Raw genomic sequence first — 21,810 nt, forward strand, 5'->3', positions numbered from 1 at the left:
CCTGCGTTGCATACGCCATCCGAAATCGAGTGGTTGAGCGACAACGGTTCGGGCTACACGGCCGACGAGACGCGCCGGTTCGCCGTGGATATCGGCTTGAAGCCATTGACCACGCCCGTGTGCAGCCCGCAAAGTAACGGGATGGCTGAGAGCTTCGTGAAAACGATGAAGCGCGATTACGTCGCCTTCATGCCCAAGCCGGACGCCGCGACTGCTGCGCGGAACTTGGCCATCGCCTTCGAGCATTACAACGAGAAGCATCCCCATAGCGCGTTGAAATATCGCTCGCCACGAGCGTTTCGTCGCGCGATGGATTCAGCAACCTTAGTGTGATGCTGTGTCCGGGATTACAGGGGCAACTCCAGCGAGAATCGTGAGAGTCGTGTTAGAGCTGTCTAAAATTTCTCGACAAAAGGCGCAAGACGCGACTGGCTGAGGCTGCGCACACGCTCACTAGTGTAAGGGGCTCTATAAAGATGAGGTCGTGCATTGCAATGCCGGATGCGCCTTTCCGAAGAAGTGATCGAGATCTCTTCTAACATAGGTGTAGCGAGGCGGATCGGCCGGTAGTGCGAGAAGCGTTCCCAACTGATGCTCCGCTTCCTGTAACAACGACAGCGCAGCATGCAAAATGACCGCCCAGTCGCCATGCAGAGACGTTGGAATGGACCAAGCAGTCGCACGAATGACGTGTTCGGCAGCCATGGTGAAGCGGGCAAATGCTTCATCCAGTGCGTCAGCATCTCCAACTCGCCAGTCGAGATCGAGCATGGCTCGTACGAAGGGACTGTCCAGCGGTGCGTCAAGCAAAGCAGTGCTCTGCGCCTCGGCTGCGTAAGCGCTGGCGTGACGGACATCAGGCTGCATCTCGCTTGAGACGGTATGGGACTGCAGTTGGTGCCAAGTACGAAGCCGCGCGATATCGAACAGGAGTGCGAACCGATGCAGAATCCATTGAACCTTGGCGACGCGAATAGCAGCGAAGTATGTGCCTGCGGGGTGACTGGCGTCGGCGAGCGGTGCTATCGGGGCGGAGAGCGTACCAATTAGTTCGGCCAGCACCTCTCGCATTAATCTAGGCGATGCGGGGCAAACCTCAGTGCGTCCGATGAAGCGCCTATGTTCATCGGCAAAGCGGTACAGATGCTCGGGTGTGCATACAGCGTCAATCCGATACCCTTGGCGCAGCGCGAAGAATACCGTGTCGAGCATGCCGAGCGCGAACTTATGCGTGGTGCTGACTGGTGCTGAAATCGTCGGGGAGCTCGTACTGAGGTAATTAGATAGGAGGAGTTCCGGCATGGGCAACATGCGAGCGCTATGCGCGAGGCGCCAGATTTCCAATAATGATCCCGAGCTATCTCCGACGGGTGGACAATGACATCGGATGGCTTGCGCTAGTGTGCCCAGCATGACCATGACCTCTTTCCGGTCCATGTGAAAGCGGGCAAGCGCACCTAGATTCATTGGGCTGCGGTGGCCATCACGCGAGTCGCGAAATGGGCATTTCCGAAAGTCAGAATGAGGCAGTGGATAGTTAACCGAACGTCCTTCCATTAGCGGTCGGCCAAGACTGTCGGGAACATCAAAGGGCTTGAACAAGCTCAAAGCAAGCCGTCGCCGCAAGTATTGTCCTGAAAGGGGATAGGGAAATTTATCGTCTGTCACAGGTTGCACAGGGGCATTGGGTGAATAGTGCTAAGCGAGGTTGTCGTGGGGCAACCGAGTATTGATTGCACGTGTCGACGGTACCAAGCGAATTTACTACGTGGACTGCCGCAAATTATTACCCCGCTCGGGAAAATCATACCGCTAGCCGGGTATCGGAGACTATCGCGCCCTTGTCGAGGATAACTACGCGCTGTGCCATCGCGATGGTCTCTGGGCGGTGTGCGACGAGAATTCGAGTGAGACCGAGTTCCATTATCGCTGCGTTGACCAAGCGTTCGTTTTGGACATCCAGGTTACTAGTGGCTTCGTCCAGCACCAGGATCCTCGGATTTCGGTACAGCGCCCGAGCGAGCAGGACACGTTGCTTTTGCCCACCAGAGATCCCGCTTCCGATATTGCCTATCAAGGTGGAGTATCCCATCGGCATCTGGGTAATTTCGTCGTGGACTGCTGCCAGTCGGGCAGACGACTCAATGCGTCGCCGGCGTGGATCGGGGTCGAAAAAACAGATGTTATCGGCGATCGAGCCGGAGAACAAAACATCGTCCTGCATGACCGTACCAAGCAGGTTGCGGTAGTTGTCGAGTCCGACCTTGCGCAACGGCCCTCCGTTCACCAGAATTTCCCCTTCTGTTGGCTCCAGCATGCCCAGCAGGATCTTCACCAGCGTAGTCTTGCCGCTACCAGAGGCTCCCGTCAGTGCGAGGCATTCGCCCGGTTCGATGCAAAAGTTGATGTCTTTTAGCACGTAGGGCTCATCTGATGCGTATTTGAACGACACGTTACGTGCCTCGACCGAAGGGATGCTATCGACGTCGTCCAGCAAGTTTTCATGCTCCCAGCATTCGGATTCCGGCGCAGCAAGGAGAATGTCGGCAAGACGCTCCCCTTGGAGGCCAAGCATCTTGAACTCAAAAAATCGGTCGACCAGCGCGGCTACCCGCAGCGAAAATTGTTCCTTGTACGCCAGAAAGGCTAGCAGCATACCGACAGAGAAATGTCCATTCAGCGCTAGCTTGGCCCCTAACCAAATTACAACGACTCGCTCGATGCCGAAGATGAGATTATTTGCAGTCTGCAACCCAAGACTGAGCCTAGCAATGTCCAGTTCCGCATTCATCTGATCGGCAAGCAAATTGGCCCATCCGGCCCGGCGTTCTTCAGCACCGTTGAACAGGCGGATCGTTTGTGCACCGCGCGTCGATTCAATGAAGTGAGTTTGCTGTTTGGATGAATGGATGATCTGCTCACGAGTCTTGGCCCGTAACGGACGGTATAAAAGCGTGCGCGCGAGGCAATACAGGACCACAGCAAGCAGTGCAATCCCCGTAAGTCGCATGCTATACATCGCCATGATAGTCAAGGAGCCGACGACGAGGATGCCGTCGATACAGGCGTCAACGAATTGGTTCGTCAGGCTGCGCCGGATCGTTTGGATTGCACCGAATCGGGAAATTATGTCGCCCACGTGCCGTTTCTCGAAGAAATCGATTGGCAGACGCATCAGGTGAGTGAACGCGTTGTTGAGCCACTGGAAATTCAAGTCAGTGGACAGGGTCGTGGTGAACCAGGTACGCAGTGCAAACAGTGCGGCTTGCATTACGGCTAGTAGCGTGAATGCGAGTGCCAGCACGGTTAACAGGTTCTCGTCGCTAGCCACCAACACCTCGTCGACCACCCACTGGACGTAGAACGGCGCAATCATCGAAAGGATTTGCATCGCGATCCCGAGCGACACGATCGCCGCTAATCCGCGGCGTAGCCCGACGACACGCCCAATCAGTGAGGAAATAGCGAAGCGAGGTGGAGCGTCCTGCGGTGTGAACGATGCGGAGGGCTGCAGTTCCAGCGCGACGCCAGTGTAATGGGAGCTGACAGCTACCATGTCCAGGATGCGTTCTCCAACGGCAGGGTCGTTCAGGTACAGAGTGTTGCCCTTGATTCGCTTTAGTACGACGAAGTGGTTCATGTCCCAGTGCAACACACAAGGCAGCTTCACCGACACCAGTTGTTTGACGTCCGTGCGTAGTGCGCGAGCGCGCAACCCGAGTGTGGTCGAGATCGACATCAGGGTCTTAAGCGTTATTCCTTTTAGGGAAACAGAGAAACGCAACCGCATGTTTCGAAGATCAGTCTCGTGTCCCCAGTACGATGCAATCATTGCGATACATGCCAAGCCGCACTCGGTGGCCTCGGTTTGCAGCATTAGTGGAACAATGGGCTTGCGCCAGAAGCGCAGATCCGGGATTTTCTTGAGATTCATCTATATGCGGCCGGATGGCTTGGAAAGAGAAGGCAGGATCCACTGATAGAGCCGGTGGCGCTCGAGCGGTACCGACGCATCGAACAACATTCCCGAGCGCAGCTGCGAGGTATCACGGAGCGATTTCGTGCTTTGCGGGTCAAGCCGGATGCGCACACGAAAGATCGATTCGGCTGGTTGGTCCAACGTTGTGCCTGAGCGTACTGCCGCAGGCACGTTCGTGGTTTCGGTAATCTCCGTGATTACGCCGTGGAATTGCCCGAAGGTTTGGAAAGGGAGTGCGGAGTATCGAATTGATACGTTCGTGCCCTCCCTGATCTGGCCTAAGAGCTGCGCGGACACATAGGCATCTCCTTCCAGCGGTGTCCCTTCTGGAAAGACTAGGGCAAGCGGCAAACTTGGCTTGACCAGTTGCCCTATATCGACGGCGAGGTCGGTCACTATGCCAGCGTGGCGAGCAACGATAACAATAGGCGAGCCACTTGAGGCTGCTGTCTGAATCTCGAACATCGGCGTGCCCGTCGATACCTTCTCGCCGTCCTTCACGCGCACCTTCGTAACGACGCCTTCGACGCCGAACACCACGGCGAGAGCACCTTGTGCCGGACGAAGATGCCCGTGGATTGACACCTTCCGCGTATAGGACGCGCACATGAGTAGGGCGACGAGGCAGAGCGACGTCGTGAGCGCGGCGGCAGAGGTGATGCTAGCTACACGGGACGTGGTCAGAAGGACGGTCCCGTGCCGTCTCAGGCTGGCGTGCACAAGGGCTTCTTGGCGGATGAGTGGTGCTTTGTCTTTCGTAGTTGCTGCGTTATTTTTCATATGGCATCGTTTGATCGATCGCGATAACGGCGGAAGCACCACCGATCAGATGACGTTGCAAAAATGGGGGCGAGACATCGACCTAGTTCGATGTCTGTCGACTCGCTGAATAAATTGACAATACCTCCTTATCGCGGCAGAGTTCATGAAAATAGTCGTTCATGAAAGAAAGCCGAGATTCTTCAGAATTTGCCGGCGGCGTGCAATGGACTGTAAGCTAAACCCTCCATCGAAATTCACAAATTTGAGTGCGGAATAAATATCGGCATCGCTGCGCTGCTCATCAACAAGCAAGCATATGGCAGTTAAGGGGTCAACTACTTTCTCCTCAAGCGCATGTCGAAGAATAAATTTTTCCCCTGATCGTTCAATTTGATTTATGCGGGAAATATAGTCTGCGGTGCATGGTGGTGCATAGAGGTATTCAACTAGTTCGGAGTTGAAATAACAACTTATCTGCAACATACGAACCACTGCCATGCAGCGATAGATGAGCCTGTAGAGAGATTCATCATTAATTTCCCTTGCTCCGCCAAATTCGATTCCTAGTATTTCTCGAAACAACAAGGATTTTTGTGAAAGCGAACGCTCAAGCTTGCTCAATCTCCATTTGGAGCGAGGATAGGTGTCGCCACGCATTGCAAGAAATGCATCTGTGTAACTACGAGTTAGCGATCTCGCGGTCTCAGCGGCTTCGCGAATGTGGCCTCCCTCGATAAGGCCAACCAAGTCTGTGTACTGGTCGTTAGCCATCCAGAGATACCGAAAATACATGCCACGATTGAAATCTTCAATTCTAATATTTGCTATGAGATTCTGGTGATTTCGATGATTAAAAATGGGGCGCCCTTTTAATATCTTGTGTATAAGTTCGACTTGGCGTGTTGATAATTTGTTTAAATCTCCACGCCCCGATTCCAGGAGGCGCATAACTTCATTATGCGAAAATGCGATTATATCTATGCGTAGCCCACCACATAGTGTTGGGCCATTTGCACCGAAAAAGAGCGTGCGCGACGCATCATCCTTATGAACCAGCATCACATCGATGTCGGACGTAACAGTCGCGAGTCCTTCGGCATGCGAGCCGATTAGGCATGCGAACAAAACGTGTTTATGAATACTTTCCGGAAGGGCGTCGAGAATCCAGTCTCCATCGAGTTTTGTTACGTCGATCGATGCGTCGCGAGTCATCATTCAGAGGGCCTCCAGGGGAGGTGTTAATATGAATTGAAATTTTTCAAAAAAAACAAATTTATATTGATGAACCCTGCACTGAAATTTTCAATCTGTCGCTCGATCTTTGGACGCCTCTGCATACCATAAGCTAGCGCGTACCCTTCGGGACGACAGTCGACTGGATCGGCACCTCATCCGACACGATGGAGTTCTACGAGTGACATACTTGCGCTGCTCGTAGCCGGCAATCTGAAGGAAATCACTGATAATCGGTGAATGAGGCACCTAATCGGCCACGGTCGCAGGGCGGCACCTTGACGCAAGGTGAGCATTTTCGGGAGCTTCGACATCGAACGCGTACGATGAGCAGCGAACCTAACGCGTCATTACTTCAGCATTCCACCATCTGGCCACAACCCAGCGTTTAGTATCACCCGCTTCATACGCGCTTCGTAGGGCGCCATTGCGTGCCCCTTTCGCTGCGCACACCACCGCGCAGCCACCTTGTGCACGCCTCGCTTAACTCTGGCAGCATACCGGTCAGCCTGGGTGGCAAGGACCCAACGATCGATAAGACTTGAGACCCTCGACTCCCTCTTCGCGACGAGGCAAATCCACCAGGCTGGATATGTCGAAGACGCTGCTTCACACCTTCGCCGGGCGAACGCGTGCCCACTGTCAGCCAAGCCTGGTCTGTTCAACAAGAAGAACGAAAAAACGGAGTGCACATGATTTCGAGACTGTCATTGATGATGACGGCATGCGCCGTTGTCGTCGCATCGATTTACCCTGCCGCCTATGCCGACGAGGGCATGTGGCAGCCGTCCCAACTGCCCTCCCTGGCCGCGACGCTGCAAGAACGCGGCCTAGAACTGGTCCCGAAAAAGCTCACCGAACTGACGGACTGGCCGATGGATGCCGTGGTGAGTCTCGGATTTTGCTCGGCTTCGTTTGTCTCACCCGATGGCCTCGTCGTGACGAACCATCACTGCGGGATAGGTCCGCTGCAATACAACTCCACGCCGCAAAAGAACCTGGTCGACGATGGTTTTCTCGCGCGCACCAAAGGCGAGGAGCTGCCGGCCGCCCCGACGCAGCGCGTCTACGTGACCGAGGCGATCAGCGACGTCACCACCAGCGTCAAGGCCAAGCTGACGCCGCAGATGGACGGTTACGCCCGCTATATGGCGATTGACGCTGCGAAGAAGCAGCTCGTGCAAGGTTGCGAGCAGCCCGGGTATCGTTGCGATGTCTATACGTTCAATGGAGGTGACAGCTATCGGCTCATCAAGCAACGTGAGATCCGCGACGTGCGGCTCGTGTACGCGCCGCCGTACGGGATCGCCCAATTTGGCGGCGAGGTCGACAACTGGATGTGGCCGCGCCACGGTGGCGACTTTCTGTTCCTGCGCGCCTATGTCGCGAAGGACGGCAGCTCGGCGCCATACTCGAAAGACAACGTGCCGTATCGCCCCAAGCACTGGCTGTCGGTGAATCCGAAGGGCGTCGAGGCAGGCGATTTCGTGATGGTCGCGGGCTACCCCGGGTACACGAATCGCTATCGTCTCGCCGAAGAGCTACAAGAGGCGCGCGACAAAGAACACCCCTTGTTCATCGAGCTGGCGCAGGGCTTCTCCAACATCGTAGCCGATGTGGGCAAGACCAAGCCCGAGGTACCCGTCAAGTATGCGGACATCGTCGGAACGTACGACAACTACGTCAAGAAGGATCAAGGCGATCTCGAAGCGTTCGCGCGTAGCAATGCATTGGAGGTCAAGCAAGCGCGTGAGGCTGCACTCGATCAATGGCTTGCGCAGCAAAAGCCGGGCGGCAGTGTCGATGCGGCTGCGTTGCGTGCCGACATCGGTCGCTTGCGCACGCTTGTCGATGCGCGGACGCGGCATCGCGAGCGTGACATTACTCTGGCCATGCTCAAGCGCGGTGGCTTGTTCAACGCGACATACGAGATCGTGCGTCTCGCCGACGAACGTCAGAAGCCCGATGCCGAGCGTGAGGTCGGCTATCAGAAGCGTGACGAAGCACGTCTGCTTGCGAACGAGAAAAAGCTTGACCGCCAGATGGACCCATCTGTCGAATCGCGCAAGCTGGTCTATCTGCTACAGCGTTACGTGAAACTGCCCGCCACCGACCATTTGCCTTCGCTCGACAAATGGCTCGACGGCGCATCCGACGAAGCCGCGATCACGAAGAAGGTGTCGGCGCTATTTGCGGGCACGCGGCTCACCGACACGGCTACGCGTGTCAAATGGCTCGACGCGACGCCGGCGCAGATCCACGCGAGCGACGATACGTGGCTGCAATGGATGAGCGCGTTGATGCCCGATCTGCTGACGCTCGAACGCGAGACGAAGGCATTCACGGGCGAGGAGGCGCTGCTGCGTCCGCGCTATGTTCAGGCGCTGGCTGCCTATTACGCTGTGCGCGGGCTGCCGATCTACCCTGACGCGAATTTCACGCTGCGCGTGACGTTCGGCAATGTGAAGGGCTACGAGCCGCGCGATGGCGTCATCAATGCGCCGTTCACGACGGCCGAAGGAATCGTGCAAAAGAGCGGTGCCAAACCGTTCGACATTCCTGCCGTCGAGCTGACGGCGATCCGCGCGAAGGCCTACGATGGGTTCGCATCGCCGAAGCTCGGTACGCTGCCTGTCAATTTCTTGTCGAACCTCGACATTACCGGCGGCAACTCGGGTTCGCCGACGCTCGACAAAAACGGCCGGCTCGTCGGCCTTGCCTTCGACGGCGAATGGGAGGGAATCGATGGTGATTGGCTCTATGATCCGCGTGTTTTCCGAACGATCCACGTCGACATCCGGTACATGCTGTGGGTCATGCATCACCTCGGCCATGCCGACAACCTGCTCGAGGAAATGCACGTGCCGGTCGCAAACTGACGGGCGGCACGTGGCGTTTGTGGCAAAGGTGAGTGTTTTCGGGAGGGTGCGGCATCCGGCGCTCCCGAGCACTCTAACGCTCTAACGTTCGGTGTTCAGGTGGCCAACACATCATGTCGACGTTCGAGCTGCGCGAGCAACCCGTCCCACAGATGCAACCGCTCGCTGATCGCAGCGAGCCCGGCTTCGAGCGCTTCACGCGTGCGATGCGTGTCGCCGTCCGCCGCCTCGCGAATCAGTTCATGTGCGGCGGGACCGTGCTCGCCGCTGTCGACTTCGATGTGCCGCTCGATGTAGAAGGCGAACAGCGGCACCTTCTCGCGCCCGATGCCCCAGCGCGCGAGCAGCGTGCGGAACATGTCGGGAATCACGTTTTCGCGGCCGTAAAAGAAGTTGCCGAGCACCTCGTGCATGGCGCCGCGAACGCAGGTGGCCAGCGTCGCGTTGACGAAGCACTGTACCGGCGCGGGCGCGTCGGCCGCGACGAGGGCCTGCTCGACACTCGAGCCGGCCCGCAGGCACTCGAGCATCCCGTCGATCCGCCCGGTGTTAGCGCCTACATCACGCATCGCGCGCCGGTACAGATCGAAGTGACTCATCGGCCCCCACGGCGTGGCGTCGCATTCCTCGCCCAGCACGATTTCGTTGATGAGGCGCGCGGCCTTCGCGCTCTTGGGCGCGACCCACGGTACAGTGACGGTGGTCAGGTCGGCCTGCAGGCGTTTGACCAGCGACATGAAATCCCACACCGCGAACACGTGCCATTCCATGAAGGTACGCAGCTCGTCGATGGAGGTGATGGCGTGAAAAACAGGATGATGAGCAAGTTGCCGATGTTGCACCTTCAGCGCTTCGTCGAGTTGTTCGAGTGTATTCACGATTTCGCCCTCGGATGGAGTTAATGGTGAAGCGTCGCAGGAATTAAGCGATGCCGATGCGAACGGCATTATGTAGGGAATAGCAGCCTCTATCCGGCGTGAATTCTAAATGGGAAAAAAGGAAGGCAAATCGCGGCGCCACAGCGGTTCGTCGGAGGGCGGAAGCACGGCGCCGGCCAAGCCAGCAGGTGGTTTTTGAAGCGGTTGCTGCGCAAACCACGATGCGCATCGCTTTAGGACAGACCAATACGTAAGAGGAAACGTTCTTGAAACCTATTCGAGCCTTCGGCTTACCCGGAAGGCGTGGAACGAAACATGCGTGGCACTGATTGACCGCCTGTTTTTGGTATTTTGCTTTTTCAAAAATTTGTATCGATAATTCAGATCGACACCCTGGAAAACGATCCGACGCGCGCCCTATCCGGCCGGCGCGCAGAGTGGCTGCAAGCGCTGCAGGCCGCGAGTCGAGTATGATTCGGCTCGGTCATGGGGGCTCGGTCTCCCGCATCAACTTAACCGGAATCATCGATGGAACAGCTTGAAGGCGAGGCTCGCGAACGATTGATTCGCTGGCTCCGGCGCCGCATGGAAGAATACGGCATCACCGTGGAAGCCGTGGCCGAATCGATTACGGCCGATAAGCAGGCTGTGCGGCCTGTGCTTTATCGCGACGCAATGGGTAATACGTGGGACGGCTTCGGGGATCCCCCCGATTGGTTGCGTCGCGCAGTCGCCGCGGGGCAGCAAATGGATTTCTACCGCTGCGAAAGCGAAGGCTAGCGTCTGTTATCGGCTTGAACTGGCCCCAGGGCGACCCTTACGCCGGCGCAATGCCGCGCGCCCGGCGGTCTCGGCCATTTCCGATTCGGTTTAGTCGTTTTCGCGCGGTGCGGCGGGCCAGTAATTCTCGAATACACATTCCGTAAGGGGCATGCGTTGCGCCCACTGCTCGATTTCGAGCATCGGCCGCGGGTAGAACTGCTCGACGTGCCCCAGGCACAAGAGCGCGACAGGCTTTGCACCGGGCGGCATGCGCAGCAGCGCGCGCACTTCGTCCACATCGAATAGCGACACCCACCCCATGCCGAGCCCTTCCGCGCGCGCGGCGAGCCACATGTTCTGAATCGCGCAGGAGACCGAGGCCAGGTCCATCTCCGGTATCGTGCGGCGGCCGAACACATGTTTGTCGCGGCCGTCCATCAGCGCCATGACGAGCAGCTCACCGCACTCCAGCATGCCCTCCACCTTCAGCTTCATGAACTCGTCGTGCCGCTCGCCGAGCGCGTCCGCTGTCTTGATGCGCTCGCGCTCGACGCTGTCGTGCAGCGCCTTGCGCAGCGCCTGGTCGGTGACGCGGCCGATGCGCCAGGGCTGCATGTAGCCGACGCTCGGCGCGTGATGCGCGGCGTCGATGAGGCGCGCGAGCACTGCCGGGTCGACCGGCTCGCGGACGAAATGACGCATGTCGCGCCGTTCATAAATGGCCCGGTACACCGCGGCTCTTTCTGAATCGTCGAATTGCTTTGCCATGGAGTGGGTTGGCCGCGAAGGCCGCGTTAAAGGGAGCCAAAGCCGCCGATGCGGCTCGCGCAACATGCGTCTGGCGAGATATCAGTGTAATGCCCTGCGTACCGTCGTGCGCGCTGGCGATCCGATTCGGACTGTACCGATTCGTCCGTTTCACGTGCGCGATCGTACGAAGGCGTGGATGGCGGGGCGCCCCGCTTGTCGTTTGTCTCTACGCTTGCCGTGCAGTCGCGTCGAGTCTGGCGCATGATTGAGTGGACGCGCCAACCGAGGAAGGCCACGCCATGGACGACGCTTCCGTGCCCAAACGTCAACCGAGTTGGAGCGAGCGCACCGCGGCGCACATGCGCGAGGCGCTCGACGGCCGTCGGCGCGGCGTGCGGATGCTGCTGCCATTCGCAGGGCCGGCCCTCGTCGTGTCGGTGGCCTACATGGACCCCGGCAACATCGTCACCAACCTTCAGGCCGGGGCTGGCTACGGCTACACGCTGCTGTGGGCCGTGCTGTTCGCGAACGTCGTGGCGATGCTGTTTCAGGCCATCTCCGCGCGGCTCGGCGTCGTGACGGGTATGAGCCTCGCGGCCGTGTGCGCGAGCAGCTTGCCGAGACCGGTCGTGTTGGCGATGTGGGTCGTCGGCGAGATCGCGGCGATGGCGACCGATCTTGCCGAATTCCTGGGAGGTGCGATCGGCTTCGCGCTGCTCGCCCATGTATCGCTGCTGGCCGGCATGGTTGCCACGGCGGTGGTCACGTGGGGGCTGCTGCTGGTGCAAGGCCGCGGCTTTCGCCCGCTCGAACTGGCAATCGGCGCGTTCGTTGGCGTAATCGCGCTGGCCTACCTCGCCGAGCTGTTCTTCGTGCCGCTCCAGTGGGGACCCATCGTGCGTGGCACGCTCGTGCCGCACCTCGCGGACAGCCACGCGCTGTTGATCGCGGTCGGCATCGTCGGCGCAACCGTGATGCCGCATGCGCTGTTCCTGCACTCCGGCTTGAGCGGCGAGCGCATCAAGCCACAGAGCGAGGACGACACGCGCAAGCTGTTGCGCTATTCGAACCGGGAGGTCGTCATCGCGTTGGCGGTGGCCGGGCTCGTCAACATGGTGATGGTCGTGATGGCGAGCGGAGCATTCCATCGCGACTACCGGGGCACCGCCGAAATCGGTACCGCTTATTACACGCTCACCCCGGTATTCGGTTCGATGGCGGCGGGGTTGTTCCTGACCGCGCTGATGGCGTCGGGCATCTCGAGCTCCGTCGTCGGCACGATGGCCGGACAGATGATCATGCAGGACTTCCTCGGCTTCGCGATTCCGCTGTGGGCGCGCAGACTCGTGACCATGGTGCCGAGCGTGGTGGTCGTCGCGCTCGGCGTCGATGTGACACGCGCGCTCGTGATGAGCCAGGTGGTGCTCAGTCTCGCCGTGCCGGTGCCGATGATCGCGCTGATCGTGTTCGCCTCGCGTGCGCGCACGATGGGGCGATTCCGGCTGCACAACACGACGACGCTGCTGGCGATCGTCGCGGCAGCGGCCATCGTCGCGCTGAACGGGGTGCTCGTCGTTCAGTCGTGGTGAGTCGAACCGCCTTCGATGATGACCGGTTTGTACTCCTGATCGATCTGCTTGACGGTCGCCGGGTAGGGGGCGCGATCCCGCTTCTGCGACGTTCGACGCATCCTCTCGCCATAGGTGAGTCTTTTCGGGAGCGGCTAAAAGGTGAGGCGGCAAACCGACGCCGGCTCGCCTTTCATTGCCTCGAATATGCCGGTAATGAACGAAGGCCCCGTATTTTCAAGCGCTTGACGGCTTCCCAGGTGAGGCCCGTGGATCACAACGCGCTCACCGCGTCGATCGCTCGCCGGTCAAAGGTGAGCGTTTTCGGGACTTTGAACGCTTCATATTTTGGCGTTCGTCGCAAAAACGCGAATCGTGCGAAGATCGACGCTCGCGACGGAGGCTGCGACGCTCGTCCCTGCCGCATCGCGATTTGACGCCGGTCGTGCGGCCGGCATCCACCAGGAGACAGACGATGCAGATCACCGGAGACATGCTGATCGGCGGCACGGCGGTGCGGGGCACCGCCGGCACGCTGCGCGCGTTCGACCCGGCCCGTAACAGCGACATCGAGCCGGCCTTCGGCGCGGGCGACGCGGGCGACGTCGAACGCGCCTGCCGCCTGGCGCACGAGGCCTTCGATCCGTTTCGCACCGCGCCGCTCGAGACGCGTGCCCGCCTGCTCGAGGCGATCGGCGAGCGGATTCTCGCGCTCGGCGACGCGCTGATCGAACGCGCCCACGCCGAATCGGCCTTGCCGAAGGGGCGTCTCGAAGGGGAGCGCGCGCGTACCATCAATCAGCTGAAGCTCTTCGCCACGCTCGTGCGCGAAGGCCGCTGGCTCGACGCGACGCTCGACTCGGCCCAGCCCGAGCGCAAGCCGCTGCCGAGGCCCGATCTGCGTCTGCAAAAAATCCCCGTCGGGCCGGTGGCCGTGTTCGGTGCCAGCAATTTCCCGCTCGCGTTTTCGGTGGCCGGGGGCGACACGGCATCAGCCCTCGCGGCCGGCTGCCCCGTGGTCGTCAAGGCGCATCCGGCGCATCTGGGCACCTCGGAGCTCGTCGGCCGGGCGATTCAGCAGGCGGTGGCCGAATGCGGCCTGCCTGCCGGCGTGTTCGCATTGGTGGTCGGTGCCGGCAATGCAATCGGCGAGGCGCTGGTCGGGCATCCCGTGATCAAGGCCGTCGGCTTCACGGGTTCGCGCGGCGGCGGGATTGCGCTGATGAATATTGCCGCGCGGCGTCGGGAGCCGATTCCGGTTTATGCCGAGATGAGCAGCATCAATCCGTGCTTCGTCATGCCCGGTGCGCTTGCGACGCGCGCCGAGGCGATCGCCAATGGCTTCGTCGAATCGCTGACGCTCGGCGTCGGTCAGTTCTGCACGAATCCGGGGCTAGTCGTCGTGCTCGAAGGGCCGCATCTGCAAATGTTCGTCGATACGGCTGCGAAGGCGCTCGAGAAGAAGGGCGCCCAGACGATGCTGACTGCCGGTATCGCGTCGGCCTATCGCAGCGGCGTGGCTCAGCGCGCGGCGACGAATGGGGTGAAGCGCGTTGGGGAAGGTACGGCGAGCGAGGCTCAGCATGCGGCGCTGCCGTCGCTGTTCACGACGACGCAGCGGCAATTCCTGGCCGAGCCGGTGCTCGAGGACGAAATCTTCGGACCGACGTCGCTGATCGTCACATGCGCCAACGTCGACGAGATGATCAAGCTCGCCGAGCATCTCGAGGGGCAGCTGACCGCCACGCTGCATATCGAACGCGAAGACTACGCACTGACGCGCAAGCTGTTGCCGACGCTCGAGCGCAAAGCCGGGCGCATTTTGGCGAACGGTTTTTCGACGGGCGTCGAAGTTGCGCATGCGATGGTGCATGGCGGACCGTTCCCGGCTACGTCCGATCCGCGCACGACTTCGGTCGGCGCGCTGGCGATCGAGCGTTTTCTACGACCCGTCTGCTATCAGGATTTGCCGGCAGACTTGTTGCCCGATGCCGTGCAGGACGCGAACCCGCTGGGGCTTTGGCGGCTGCGCGACGGCTCGCTCGAGCGCCGCTGAGCAGGGCGTGGCTGGTGGGACGCCGTGGGCCGGTTGACGGCCTGCGGGGTCTACCGGCGCCTACCGCCTCAAGGGCTCATGCCCCGACTCGATAGACACGCCCCGTCTGCGCACCCTCGACGCTGCGGCAGTAGGCGAGCGCGGCACGATGCGCGCGGACAGGCTCGAAGCCGCGAAAGTATGCCGCGTAGGCATCCATCGATTCTTCGAGCACGGTTGGGCTCACGGCGTTGATGCGGATGCCGCGCGGCAGCTCGATCGCCGCGCCGCGCACGAAGCCTTCGACCGCGAGGTTCACGGTTGTGGCATTGATGCCGTGGCGAATCGGCTCGTCGGCGAGGATGCCGCTCGTGAGCGTGAACGAACCGCCGTCGTTCACGTGGTGCTGGGCTGCGAGCACGACGTTGATCTGCCCCATCAGCTTGTCGCGCAGGCCGATCCAGAACTGATCGGCCGTCATGTCGTGAAACGGGCCGAAATGGAGTTTGCCCATCGTCGTGACGACCGCATCGACCCGGCCGATTTCGTGAAAGAGGCGCTCGACGTTGGGCAGGTTGGTCGCGTCGACGTGATAGTCGCCGTGCGAGGCACCGACTTCGATGACTTGATGACGTGTCTTGAGTTCGGTGCAGACTGCTCGCCCGAGCGTGCCGCTCGCGCCGATGACGACGATTTTCATCTCCGGCTCCCTCCCAACGAAGGTGACACAGGCCACGCGTTCGAACGCGAGCACGAGCGAAGACGCGCTGTGCCGTGTGCGAGATTGACGCGTGCGTCGCCGCTTAGCGTCCGTCGCGCCGCTTGTGCAGCGGTGCGATCAGCAGCAAGGCAGCGGCGAACTTGGCGGCGAGACCGGTGCTCGTCACGAGCGCGCCGAGCGCAAATGTTTGCCATTCGGCGGGCAGCAGCGGGCCGACGAACACCACCGACAACAAGCTCATCACGACCGTCAGCCAGCGCGCCCAGGCATAACAGAGGGCGACGAACGTGTAGAGCGCGCCCAGCAGCACGCACGCCGTGATCGCCGCGACGAGCGGCGAATCACCGGCCATCGACGCGTCCCCAGGGGGCGACATCGCAAAGCTCAGCGGAATCTCCAGCCAGGCGAGCGCATAACTGACGCCGAGGCACATGAGCGCGATGTTCAAGCGTCTTGCCGCGCGAGGCTCGAGCGCATGGTGCCGCGCCTCGAACAGATGATAGACGCGCCGCAGCGGGTCGCCGGGAATCGGATGGCTCACATTCATGATCTGCTCGCTGGGTACGGCGCTTGCTCGTGAAGCATCGACGCTTGGACGCGTTCGGCACGCGTGTCGCGGTTCATCCATCGTAGTGCAGCGTTTCGCGATACTTCAAGGCAGGGGAAACGCGGGATGCGGGAGCGCGGAACATGTGTTCCGCAAGCTTTGTTTCGCAAGCGCCATGCCCGCCGCTACACGGTGCGCAACCCCCATTTTTTTCCTTAGAAGCGCCGATTTCTACAGAGTATGATTCGAATCCTGCCAGCCGGTACGGGCCGTGAAAAAAGGCCCGGGGCGGCTGCGACGTGGCGTTGTCTGCGACCCGGCAACGCGCCAAACGAACGTATCAGGGCATTTGGAGGCAGGCGAGTCATGCATCCCGACGCCGCGTTCACTCATCGCGGATATCTGCTCAACTGCGCGCCTGCGCGTGCGGGGGACGGTACGTACCAGGCGTACGTCGTGATTTCGCGTTCGAGCGATGGCGAGCTCGTGGCCAACCGCTTTTTCCCGGCCGAGCTGCGCTTTGCCGAAGAATCCGCCGCCATCGCGCATGCCCGCGATTGGGCCGTGCGCTGGATCGATGCGAGCAGCATGACGATCTGAGTGATGACAGGTGCGGCTTGCATGCCGAAATCGCGGATGTCGTGAGATGTCGTCAAGCTTGGCGAATCGTGGCAAGCGGAAGGAAGAGTCGAAGAGGGTTGGTGGTGAGAGGCAGGAACCCATCCTTCTCATAGAAACCAGCTGCTGCCGCGTCGACAGCGTCGACGACCACGCACTGCGCGCCGATTGTGGCGGCGGTGGTCACGATTGCATCGAGCGCGTGCATGAGAAGGTATTCACCGAGGCCCTGGCCCTTGCTGTCGTCGGCAACAGCCAGCCGTGCCAAGAGCACGGCCGGTACGTTTCGCGGAAGCTTGTGACTCGACATCCCGGTGGTTTCCACCGACGTCGCCGCTAGCGCGTAATAGCCGATGATCCTGTGAGGTTCGGCGGGTCGAATCGCGACGAAGGTGCGAGAAAGGTTCTTCTCCTGGTGTTGCCTGGCTGTTTTGCGCAACCAGTCGTTTAGTGAACGGATACCGCAATCAAACGTGTCGCGGTCGTCGCTCGGTTCCAGACTTCGAATTTCTGCTTCCACTCTTCTTTTTCCGAAAACGCTCCATCGCGCGTTGAAGTGCTTCGTTTGGTGCCGCAGGTTGGTCCAGTGATTCGAAGAAGCGTTTCGATTCCGCCATCGTCAGCCGGATGGACCGGATGACTTCTTCCTGCTGAATAACCTGCTCTGCCGCACGAAGCGCCGATTGCACAACGAACTGGTTGAGCGTACTGCCTGACAGTTCTGCAGCAAGCTGCAGTAGTTCCTGCTTCTCCGCACTCAACCGGGCAGTAATTCGCCCGCGACCGGGGCTATCGCTCGTGTCGCTGCCGTGCTTCATAGCCATCGCTTTCCTTTCCAGGGCCTCCCTGCGGTGCCTCCCGGCGCGGACAGGTTTGCGGCCCTTGTTTGATTGTTGGGATGAATAGGGTGAGGCCCTCGTTCATCAACGCGTTACTGCTGGAATCCCTCGACGAGGGAAAAGCCAGTGTATCACTGTGGTGTCATTTTGCCACCGCGATGGCGTCATTTTGGCACCGCTAATCAGCCCGTATGGATACAGGCTAAGGCTCGCGGGGACGGTGTCGCAGTCAACCTGCGAAATTTCAGCCCATGTCCTATGCAGGTTGTTCGACTTGACGGGGGGCATATGCCTTGGTCCAGTTCGCATTGAATCCGTCTGCGGTTGTGGTCGTTTCGGCTCCCGCCGCCGAGGTGCCACGCGCCCCCCGCAAAAAAGCGGTAATCTCTTCGCATTCGTCACTTTTTCAAGCCGTACATCGCGCGGCTATTGCTTTCATCATGTCGAATCCGTCTTCCCGCCAGTGGGGGCTCGAGCAGATCGTCGCGGAGTTGCGCGCGTCGCGTGAGGAGCTGCACCGCACGCGCCATCCGCGCGGCATTCGCGAACTGCCTTCGCGCGAGGCCATCGTCGGTATCGTGAATGGCCTGCGCGCCGCGATGTTTCCGACGCATTACGGCGCCCCTGATCTGACGAGCGAAAGCGTCGACTACTACGTCGGCACCACGCTCGAGAGCACGCTGCGGCTGCTCTGCGAGCAAGTGCGCCGCGCGCTGCGCTTTCTACCCGAACACGCCGAAACTCCCGAGGCTGAACTCACCGAGCGCGCGTTCGAGATCACGCGTGCGTTAGGCGCGCAGCTGCCCGCCATTCGCGCGATACTCGTGAGCGATATTCAGGCGGCCTTTGCAGGCGACCCGGCGGCGCAGCACATCACCGAAATCCTGCTGTGCTATCCCGGCGTGCTGGCCATGATGCATCACCGCCTCGCGCATGCGCTGCACCAGCTCGGCGTGCCGCTGCTGGCACGCTTCATCAACGAGATCGCGCACTCGGCCACCGGTATCGACATCCACCCCGGCGCGCAAATCGGTCCGAGCTTTTTCATCGATCACGGCACCGGTGTCGTGATCGGCGAAACGGCCATCATCGGCGAGCGCGTTCGTCTGTATCAGGCCGTCACGCTCGGCGCCAAGAGTTTCCCGGCCGACGATGACGGCACGCTCGTCAAAGGTCGCGCGCGCCATCCGATCGTCGAGGACGATGTCGTCATCTACGCCGGTGCAACGATTCTCGGACGCGTGACGATCGGGCGCGGTGCGGTGATCGGCGGCAATGTGTGGCTTACACACAGCGTCCCGCCCGGCAGCAGCATCTCGCAAGGCAACGTGCGCGCGGAAACCACGCACGCCGACGAGCTCGACGCCGCCAAGCGCGCCCGGTGATGAAACGCGGCCGCGTCGTCATGCATCGTTGCGCGGTCGGCGGTGTCGAGGCGACCGTCGCCGATACCGCGCAATCGTTCGCACGGCATTCGCACGATCGGTTTGGCGTCGGCGTCGTGCTGCGCGGCGCGCAGCGTTCGGCGAGCGGTTGTGGGCCGGTCGAGGCGCGCGCCGGCGATGTCATCACCGTCAACCCTGGCGAAGTGCATGATGGCGCGCCGCTCGACGAACGCGGCCGTGCCTGGCGGATGCTCTACATCGAGCCCGCACTCATGCACGACGTCGCGTACGAATTCGACGCACCGTCGCCAACCCGAATGGAGCTCGAGCGGCCCGTGCTGCGTGACGCCCGGTTCGCGGGCTTGTTCACGCGCGCCTTTGCTGCCGTTGTCGAAGAGGGTGCCTCACTCGATTCACTGGCACGCGAAGAGGTGTTGTTCGGGTTGCTCGCGGATCTTGTCCGACGTCATACGACGGTGAGGGTAAGGCAGGGCGCGCGCGCACTCACGCGCGGGCCGGCCGACGTCATGACCCGCGTGCGCGCGCGTATCGACGACGATCCCGCTGCGGCCGTGACGCTCGCATGTCTTGCCGCCGAGGCGGGCCTGACGCGCTTTCAGCTGTTGCGCGAGTTCGCCAGGGCGACAGGATTGCCACCCCACGCGTATCAGATCCAGCGGCGCGTCGCGCTTGCGCGACGCCTCATAGCAGACGGCACGGCGCTGGCCGACGCGGCGGCCGGCGCAGGCTTCGCCGATCAGAGTCACATGACGCGTGCGTTTGTGCGCTTCTTCGGCGTCACGCCGTCGAACTACGCGACGGCCGTGCGCTGACGAGCTTGCCGCGCGGCACGCATCGTGCCGGCCGTTCGCATTCCGTTCCCCTGGCAGGCTGCAATTTCGTTCAAGACGCCCTACTTGTGCGCGTCTACGCTCCTCACGTCGATCAATGATGTGAGGAGTGCAGTGTATGAATTCGCGTTGGACGGGTTACCTCTTTTGCACGCTCGCGATGATCGGCGTGGGCAGCACCGTGGTCGCCAGCAAGTTGATCGCGCACGGACTGCCGCCGTTTTCCGCCACGGCGCTGCGTTTTGCGATCGCTTTTCCCGTGTTCGTTGCGGCGATGAAGCTGGCGGGCGAACGTTGGCCGCGCGTGAGCGCTCGTGAGGCGCTGCTGCTGACGGTGCAGGCCGGCTCGGGCAGTGTGGGCTATACGGTGCTGCTGTTGGCCGGCTTGCGCTTCACCTCCGCGACCAACGCCGGTGTGATCACGGGCAGCCTGCCCGCCGTCGCCGCATTGATCGCCGTGCTCGCGCTGCGCGAACGGCCCGGCAGATTGACGGTCGCCGCCGTGGCGCTCGCGTCGATCGGGGTGTTCGTCTGCACAGGCGGCACGGGAAGCACAGGGGGAACGGCAAACGCCGCTGCCGTCGCCCACGCGGCGTCTACCTTGCTCGGCAACCTGTTCATCGTCGCCGCCGTATTCTGCGAGGGGCTGTTCATCCTGCTGAACAAGCGGCTGCGCACGCCGATCTCGCCGTTGCAGATGTCGACGCTGATGTCGGGCATCGGTCTCGCGTTGTCCCTCGTTCCCGCGTTGATCGAGCGGCCGTGGACGAAGGCAATCGATGTGACGGCGATCGAGGGCGTGGTCTATTACGCGCTCGTGCCAACCGTCGGCGGCTTTCTGCTCTGGTTCGCCGGCGCTGCGCGTATCGCGGGTGCGCAGGCCGGCGCGTTTACGGCCTTCGTGCCGCTGTCGGCAGCCGTGCTGGCCGCGCTCGTGCTGCATGAGACGATCGGCGTCGTGCAGTTGATGGGCATGCTCTGCGTGCTCGTTGCGGTCGCGCTGATTGTATGCGACGGCATGCGCGAGGAGAGCGCTCGACTACGCCCGTGCCCACAGCGCCGCGAGCGGCCCTTACCGAGTGCGTGAGAGAACGTACCAGGTAAGGGCGAGGCCTGACCCGACTGAAGGCTCGCTTCAGGGTCAGGTATTGGGCACGTTGACGGCGGCCGGATTCGCGACGATCGCGAGAAATTCGCGGCGCGTCGACGGATCGGTGCGGAACGCGCCGAGCATCCGTGAGGTGACCATCTCGACGCCGGGCTTGTGCACGCCGCGCGTCGTAATGCATTGATGCGCGGCCTCGAGGATCACGCCGACGCCTCTCGGTTGCAGGATTTCGTTGAGCGTGTCGGCGATTTGCACCGTCATCTTCTCCTGGATCTGCAAGCGCTTCGCGAACGCATCGACGAGCCGCGCGAGCTTGGAGATGCCGACGACACGATGCTTGGGCAGGTACGCCACATGCGCCCGGCCGATGATCGGCACCATGTGATGCTCGCAGTAGCTTTCGAAACGGATGTCCTTGAGCACGACCATCTCGTCGTAGCCATCGACTTCCGAGAACGTGCGCGCCAGGATGTCACGCGGATCGACCGAATAGCCTGAGAAGAACTCCTCGTAGGCCCGCGCCACGCGCGCCGGCGTATCGAGCAGGCCTTCGCGCTCGGGATCGTCGCCGGCCCAGCGCAGCAGCACCCGCACGGCGTCTTCCGCCTGCTCGCGCGTGGGGCGCGGCGACGAGACAGGCGCACTGGCCCTAGTCGGCGGCTCGAATGCTTCGTGGTCCTTGCGTGCCTTTGCGCCGCGCTTGGCGCCGGGCTCGGCCTTTTTCTTGGTTCGAGATTCGCTACCCATCGTTCGCTCCTTCTCCGCCGTTGGCTGACCACGGTTGGCGATGCGCTGCTCGAGGCGACGCATGCCGAGCCATTGTTCCATGTTTCGCCTCTGCACGGCACACGCTGCTGTAGCAGAATGACGGCACATCATTCGAGTGAGGACTGCG

General features: G+C 61.0%; 20 protein-coding genes. 9 read left to right on the forward strand and 11 right to left on the reverse strand.

The window, feature by feature from the left end; all coding sequences use genetic code 11:
- On the forward strand, positions 1-333 hold a 333-nt coding region (locus D7S89_RS26005; RefSeq protein WP_147426774.1), incomplete at its 5' end, for an integrase core domain-containing protein.
- 135 nt (positions 334-468) lie between these two features.
- Here D7S89_RS26005 and D7S89_RS26010 read toward each other — a convergent pair.
- The 4 genes from D7S89_RS26010 to D7S89_RS26025 all read right to left on the reverse strand — a co-directional run bounded on the left by D7S89_RS26010 (position 469) and on the right by D7S89_RS26025 (position 5,956).
- On the reverse strand, positions 469-1,302 hold the full coding sequence (locus tag D7S89_RS26010; protein WP_147426775.1) for a hypothetical protein: 834 nt from the start codon (positions 1,300-1,302) through the stop codon (positions 469-471).
- 502 nt (positions 1,303-1,804) lie between these two features.
- Positions 1,805-3,934: a peptidase domain-containing ABC transporter gene (locus D7S89_RS26015; protein ID WP_121281760.1), complete on the reverse strand. Its 2,130-nt coding sequence runs from the start codon at positions 3,932-3,934 to the stop codon at positions 1,805-1,807.
- Positions 3,935-4,759: a beta-barrel domain-containing protein gene (locus tag D7S89_RS26020; RefSeq protein WP_121281761.1), complete on the reverse strand. Its 825-nt coding sequence runs from the start codon at positions 4,757-4,759 to the stop codon at positions 3,935-3,937.
- Positions 4,760-4,918: 159 nt separating this feature from the next.
- On the reverse strand, positions 4,919-5,956 hold the full coding sequence (locus D7S89_RS26025) for a nucleotidyltransferase domain-containing protein (RefSeq protein ID WP_121281762.1): 1,038 nt from the start codon (positions 5,954-5,956) through the stop codon (positions 4,919-4,921).
- A 710-nt stretch (positions 5,957-6,666) separates the two neighbouring features.
- On the opposite strand from D7S89_RS26025, the gene D7S89_RS26030 reads away from it, so the two are divergent.
- Positions 6,667-8,853 carry a S46 family peptidase gene (locus D7S89_RS26030; protein ID WP_245983319.1) on the forward strand — a complete coding sequence of 729 codons (2,187 nt, stop codon included), beginning with the start codon at positions 6,667-6,669 and terminating at the stop codon, positions 8,851-8,853.
- A 95-nt stretch (positions 8,854-8,948) separates the two neighbouring features.
- Here the strand turns inward: D7S89_RS26030 and D7S89_RS26035 are convergent, their stop codons facing one another.
- Positions 8,949-9,731, reverse strand: a complete 783-nt coding sequence (locus D7S89_RS26035) for a DUF3050 domain-containing protein (RefSeq protein ID WP_121281763.1) — start codon at positions 9,729-9,731, stop codon at positions 8,949-8,951.
- 528 nt (positions 9,732-10,259) lie between these two features.
- Here D7S89_RS26035 and D7S89_RS26040 point away from each other — a divergent pair.
- Complete coding sequence (locus D7S89_RS26040) at positions 10,260-10,511, forward strand: H-NS histone family protein (RefSeq protein ID WP_121281764.1); 252 nt, start codon at positions 10,260-10,262, stop codon at positions 10,509-10,511.
- A gap of 90 nt (positions 10,512-10,601) precedes the next feature.
- On the opposite strand, the gene bluB is transcribed toward D7S89_RS26040, so the two are convergent.
- Positions 10,602-11,261, reverse strand: coding sequence for a 5,6-dimethylbenzimidazole synthase (gene bluB, locus D7S89_RS26045; protein WP_121281765.1), 660 nt, complete (start codon positions 11,259-11,261; stop codon positions 10,602-10,604).
- A 281-nt stretch (positions 11,262-11,542) separates the two neighbouring features.
- On the opposite strand from bluB, the gene D7S89_RS26050 reads away from it, so the two are divergent.
- Positions 11,543-12,832, forward strand: coding sequence for an Nramp family divalent metal transporter (locus D7S89_RS26050; RefSeq protein WP_121281766.1), 1,290 nt, complete (start codon positions 11,543-11,545; stop codon positions 12,830-12,832).
- Positions 12,833-13,286: 454 nt separating this feature from the next.
- On the forward strand, positions 13,287-14,867 hold the full coding sequence (locus D7S89_RS26055) for an aldehyde dehydrogenase (NADP(+)) (RefSeq protein ID WP_121281767.1): 1,581 nt from the start codon (positions 13,287-13,289) through the stop codon (positions 14,865-14,867).
- A 76-nt stretch (positions 14,868-14,943) separates the two neighbouring features.
- Here the strand turns inward: D7S89_RS26055 and D7S89_RS26060 are convergent, their stop codons facing one another.
- Positions 14,944-15,546 (reverse strand): short chain dehydrogenase, encoded by a 603-nt coding sequence (locus D7S89_RS26060; RefSeq protein ID WP_121281768.1) that lies wholly within the window; start codon positions 15,544-15,546, stop codon positions 14,944-14,946.
- Positions 15,547-15,649: 103 nt separating this feature from the next.
- Positions 15,650-16,114: a hypothetical protein gene (locus tag D7S89_RS26065; RefSeq protein ID WP_121281769.1), complete on the reverse strand. Its 465-nt coding sequence runs from the start codon at positions 16,112-16,114 to the stop codon at positions 15,650-15,652.
- A gap of 366 nt (positions 16,115-16,480) precedes the next feature.
- Between D7S89_RS26065 and D7S89_RS26070 the strand changes: the two genes are divergently transcribed.
- On the forward strand, positions 16,481-16,714 hold the full coding sequence (locus D7S89_RS26070; protein ID WP_121281770.1) for a hypothetical protein: 234 nt from the start codon (positions 16,481-16,483) through the stop codon (positions 16,712-16,714).
- A gap of 52 nt (positions 16,715-16,766) precedes the next feature.
- Here the strand turns inward: D7S89_RS26070 and D7S89_RS26075 are convergent, their stop codons facing one another.
- Complete coding sequence (locus tag D7S89_RS26075; protein ID WP_121281771.1) at positions 16,767-17,252, reverse strand: GNAT family N-acetyltransferase; 486 nt, start codon at positions 17,250-17,252, stop codon at positions 16,767-16,769.
- A complete protein-coding gene (locus D7S89_RS26080; RefSeq protein WP_121281772.1) occupies positions 17,200-17,556 on the reverse strand; it encodes a type II toxin-antitoxin system TacA family antitoxin in 357 nt (118 codons plus the stop codon). Before D7S89_RS26080 ends, D7S89_RS26075 begins: the two co-directional genes overlap by 53 nt.
- A gap of 455 nt (positions 17,557-18,011) precedes the next feature.
- Here D7S89_RS26080 and epsC point away from each other — a divergent pair, with 455 nt between their 5' ends.
- From epsC to D7S89_RS26095, 3 genes are all read left to right on the forward strand, one after another.
- Complete coding sequence (epsC, locus tag D7S89_RS26085; RefSeq protein ID WP_121281773.1) at positions 18,012-18,956, forward strand: serine O-acetyltransferase EpsC; 945 nt, start codon at positions 18,012-18,014, stop codon at positions 18,954-18,956.
- Entirely contained in the window at positions 18,956-19,789 is an 834-nt protein-coding gene (locus D7S89_RS26090; protein ID WP_183085351.1) for an AraC family transcriptional regulator, read from the forward strand. The genes epsC and D7S89_RS26090 overlap by 1 nt, the downstream gene beginning before the upstream one ends.
- A 136-nt stretch (positions 19,790-19,925) precedes the next feature.
- Positions 19,926-20,894, forward strand: coding sequence for a DMT family transporter (locus tag D7S89_RS26095; protein ID WP_121281775.1), 969 nt, complete (start codon positions 19,926-19,928; stop codon positions 20,892-20,894).
- Between the two features lie 54 nt (positions 20,895-20,948).
- Here the strand turns inward: D7S89_RS26095 and folE are convergent, their stop codons facing one another.
- Complete coding sequence (folE, locus tag D7S89_RS26100) at positions 20,949-21,509, reverse strand: GTP cyclohydrolase I FolE (RefSeq protein WP_484419722.1); 561 nt, start codon at positions 21,507-21,509, stop codon at positions 20,949-20,951.
- Positions 21,510-21,810: the final 301 nt, after the last annotated feature.

It is taken from the genome of Trinickia fusca, assembly GCF_003628145.1.
Taxonomy (GTDB): domain Bacteria; phylum Pseudomonadota; class Gammaproteobacteria; order Burkholderiales; family Burkholderiaceae; genus Trinickia; species Trinickia fusca.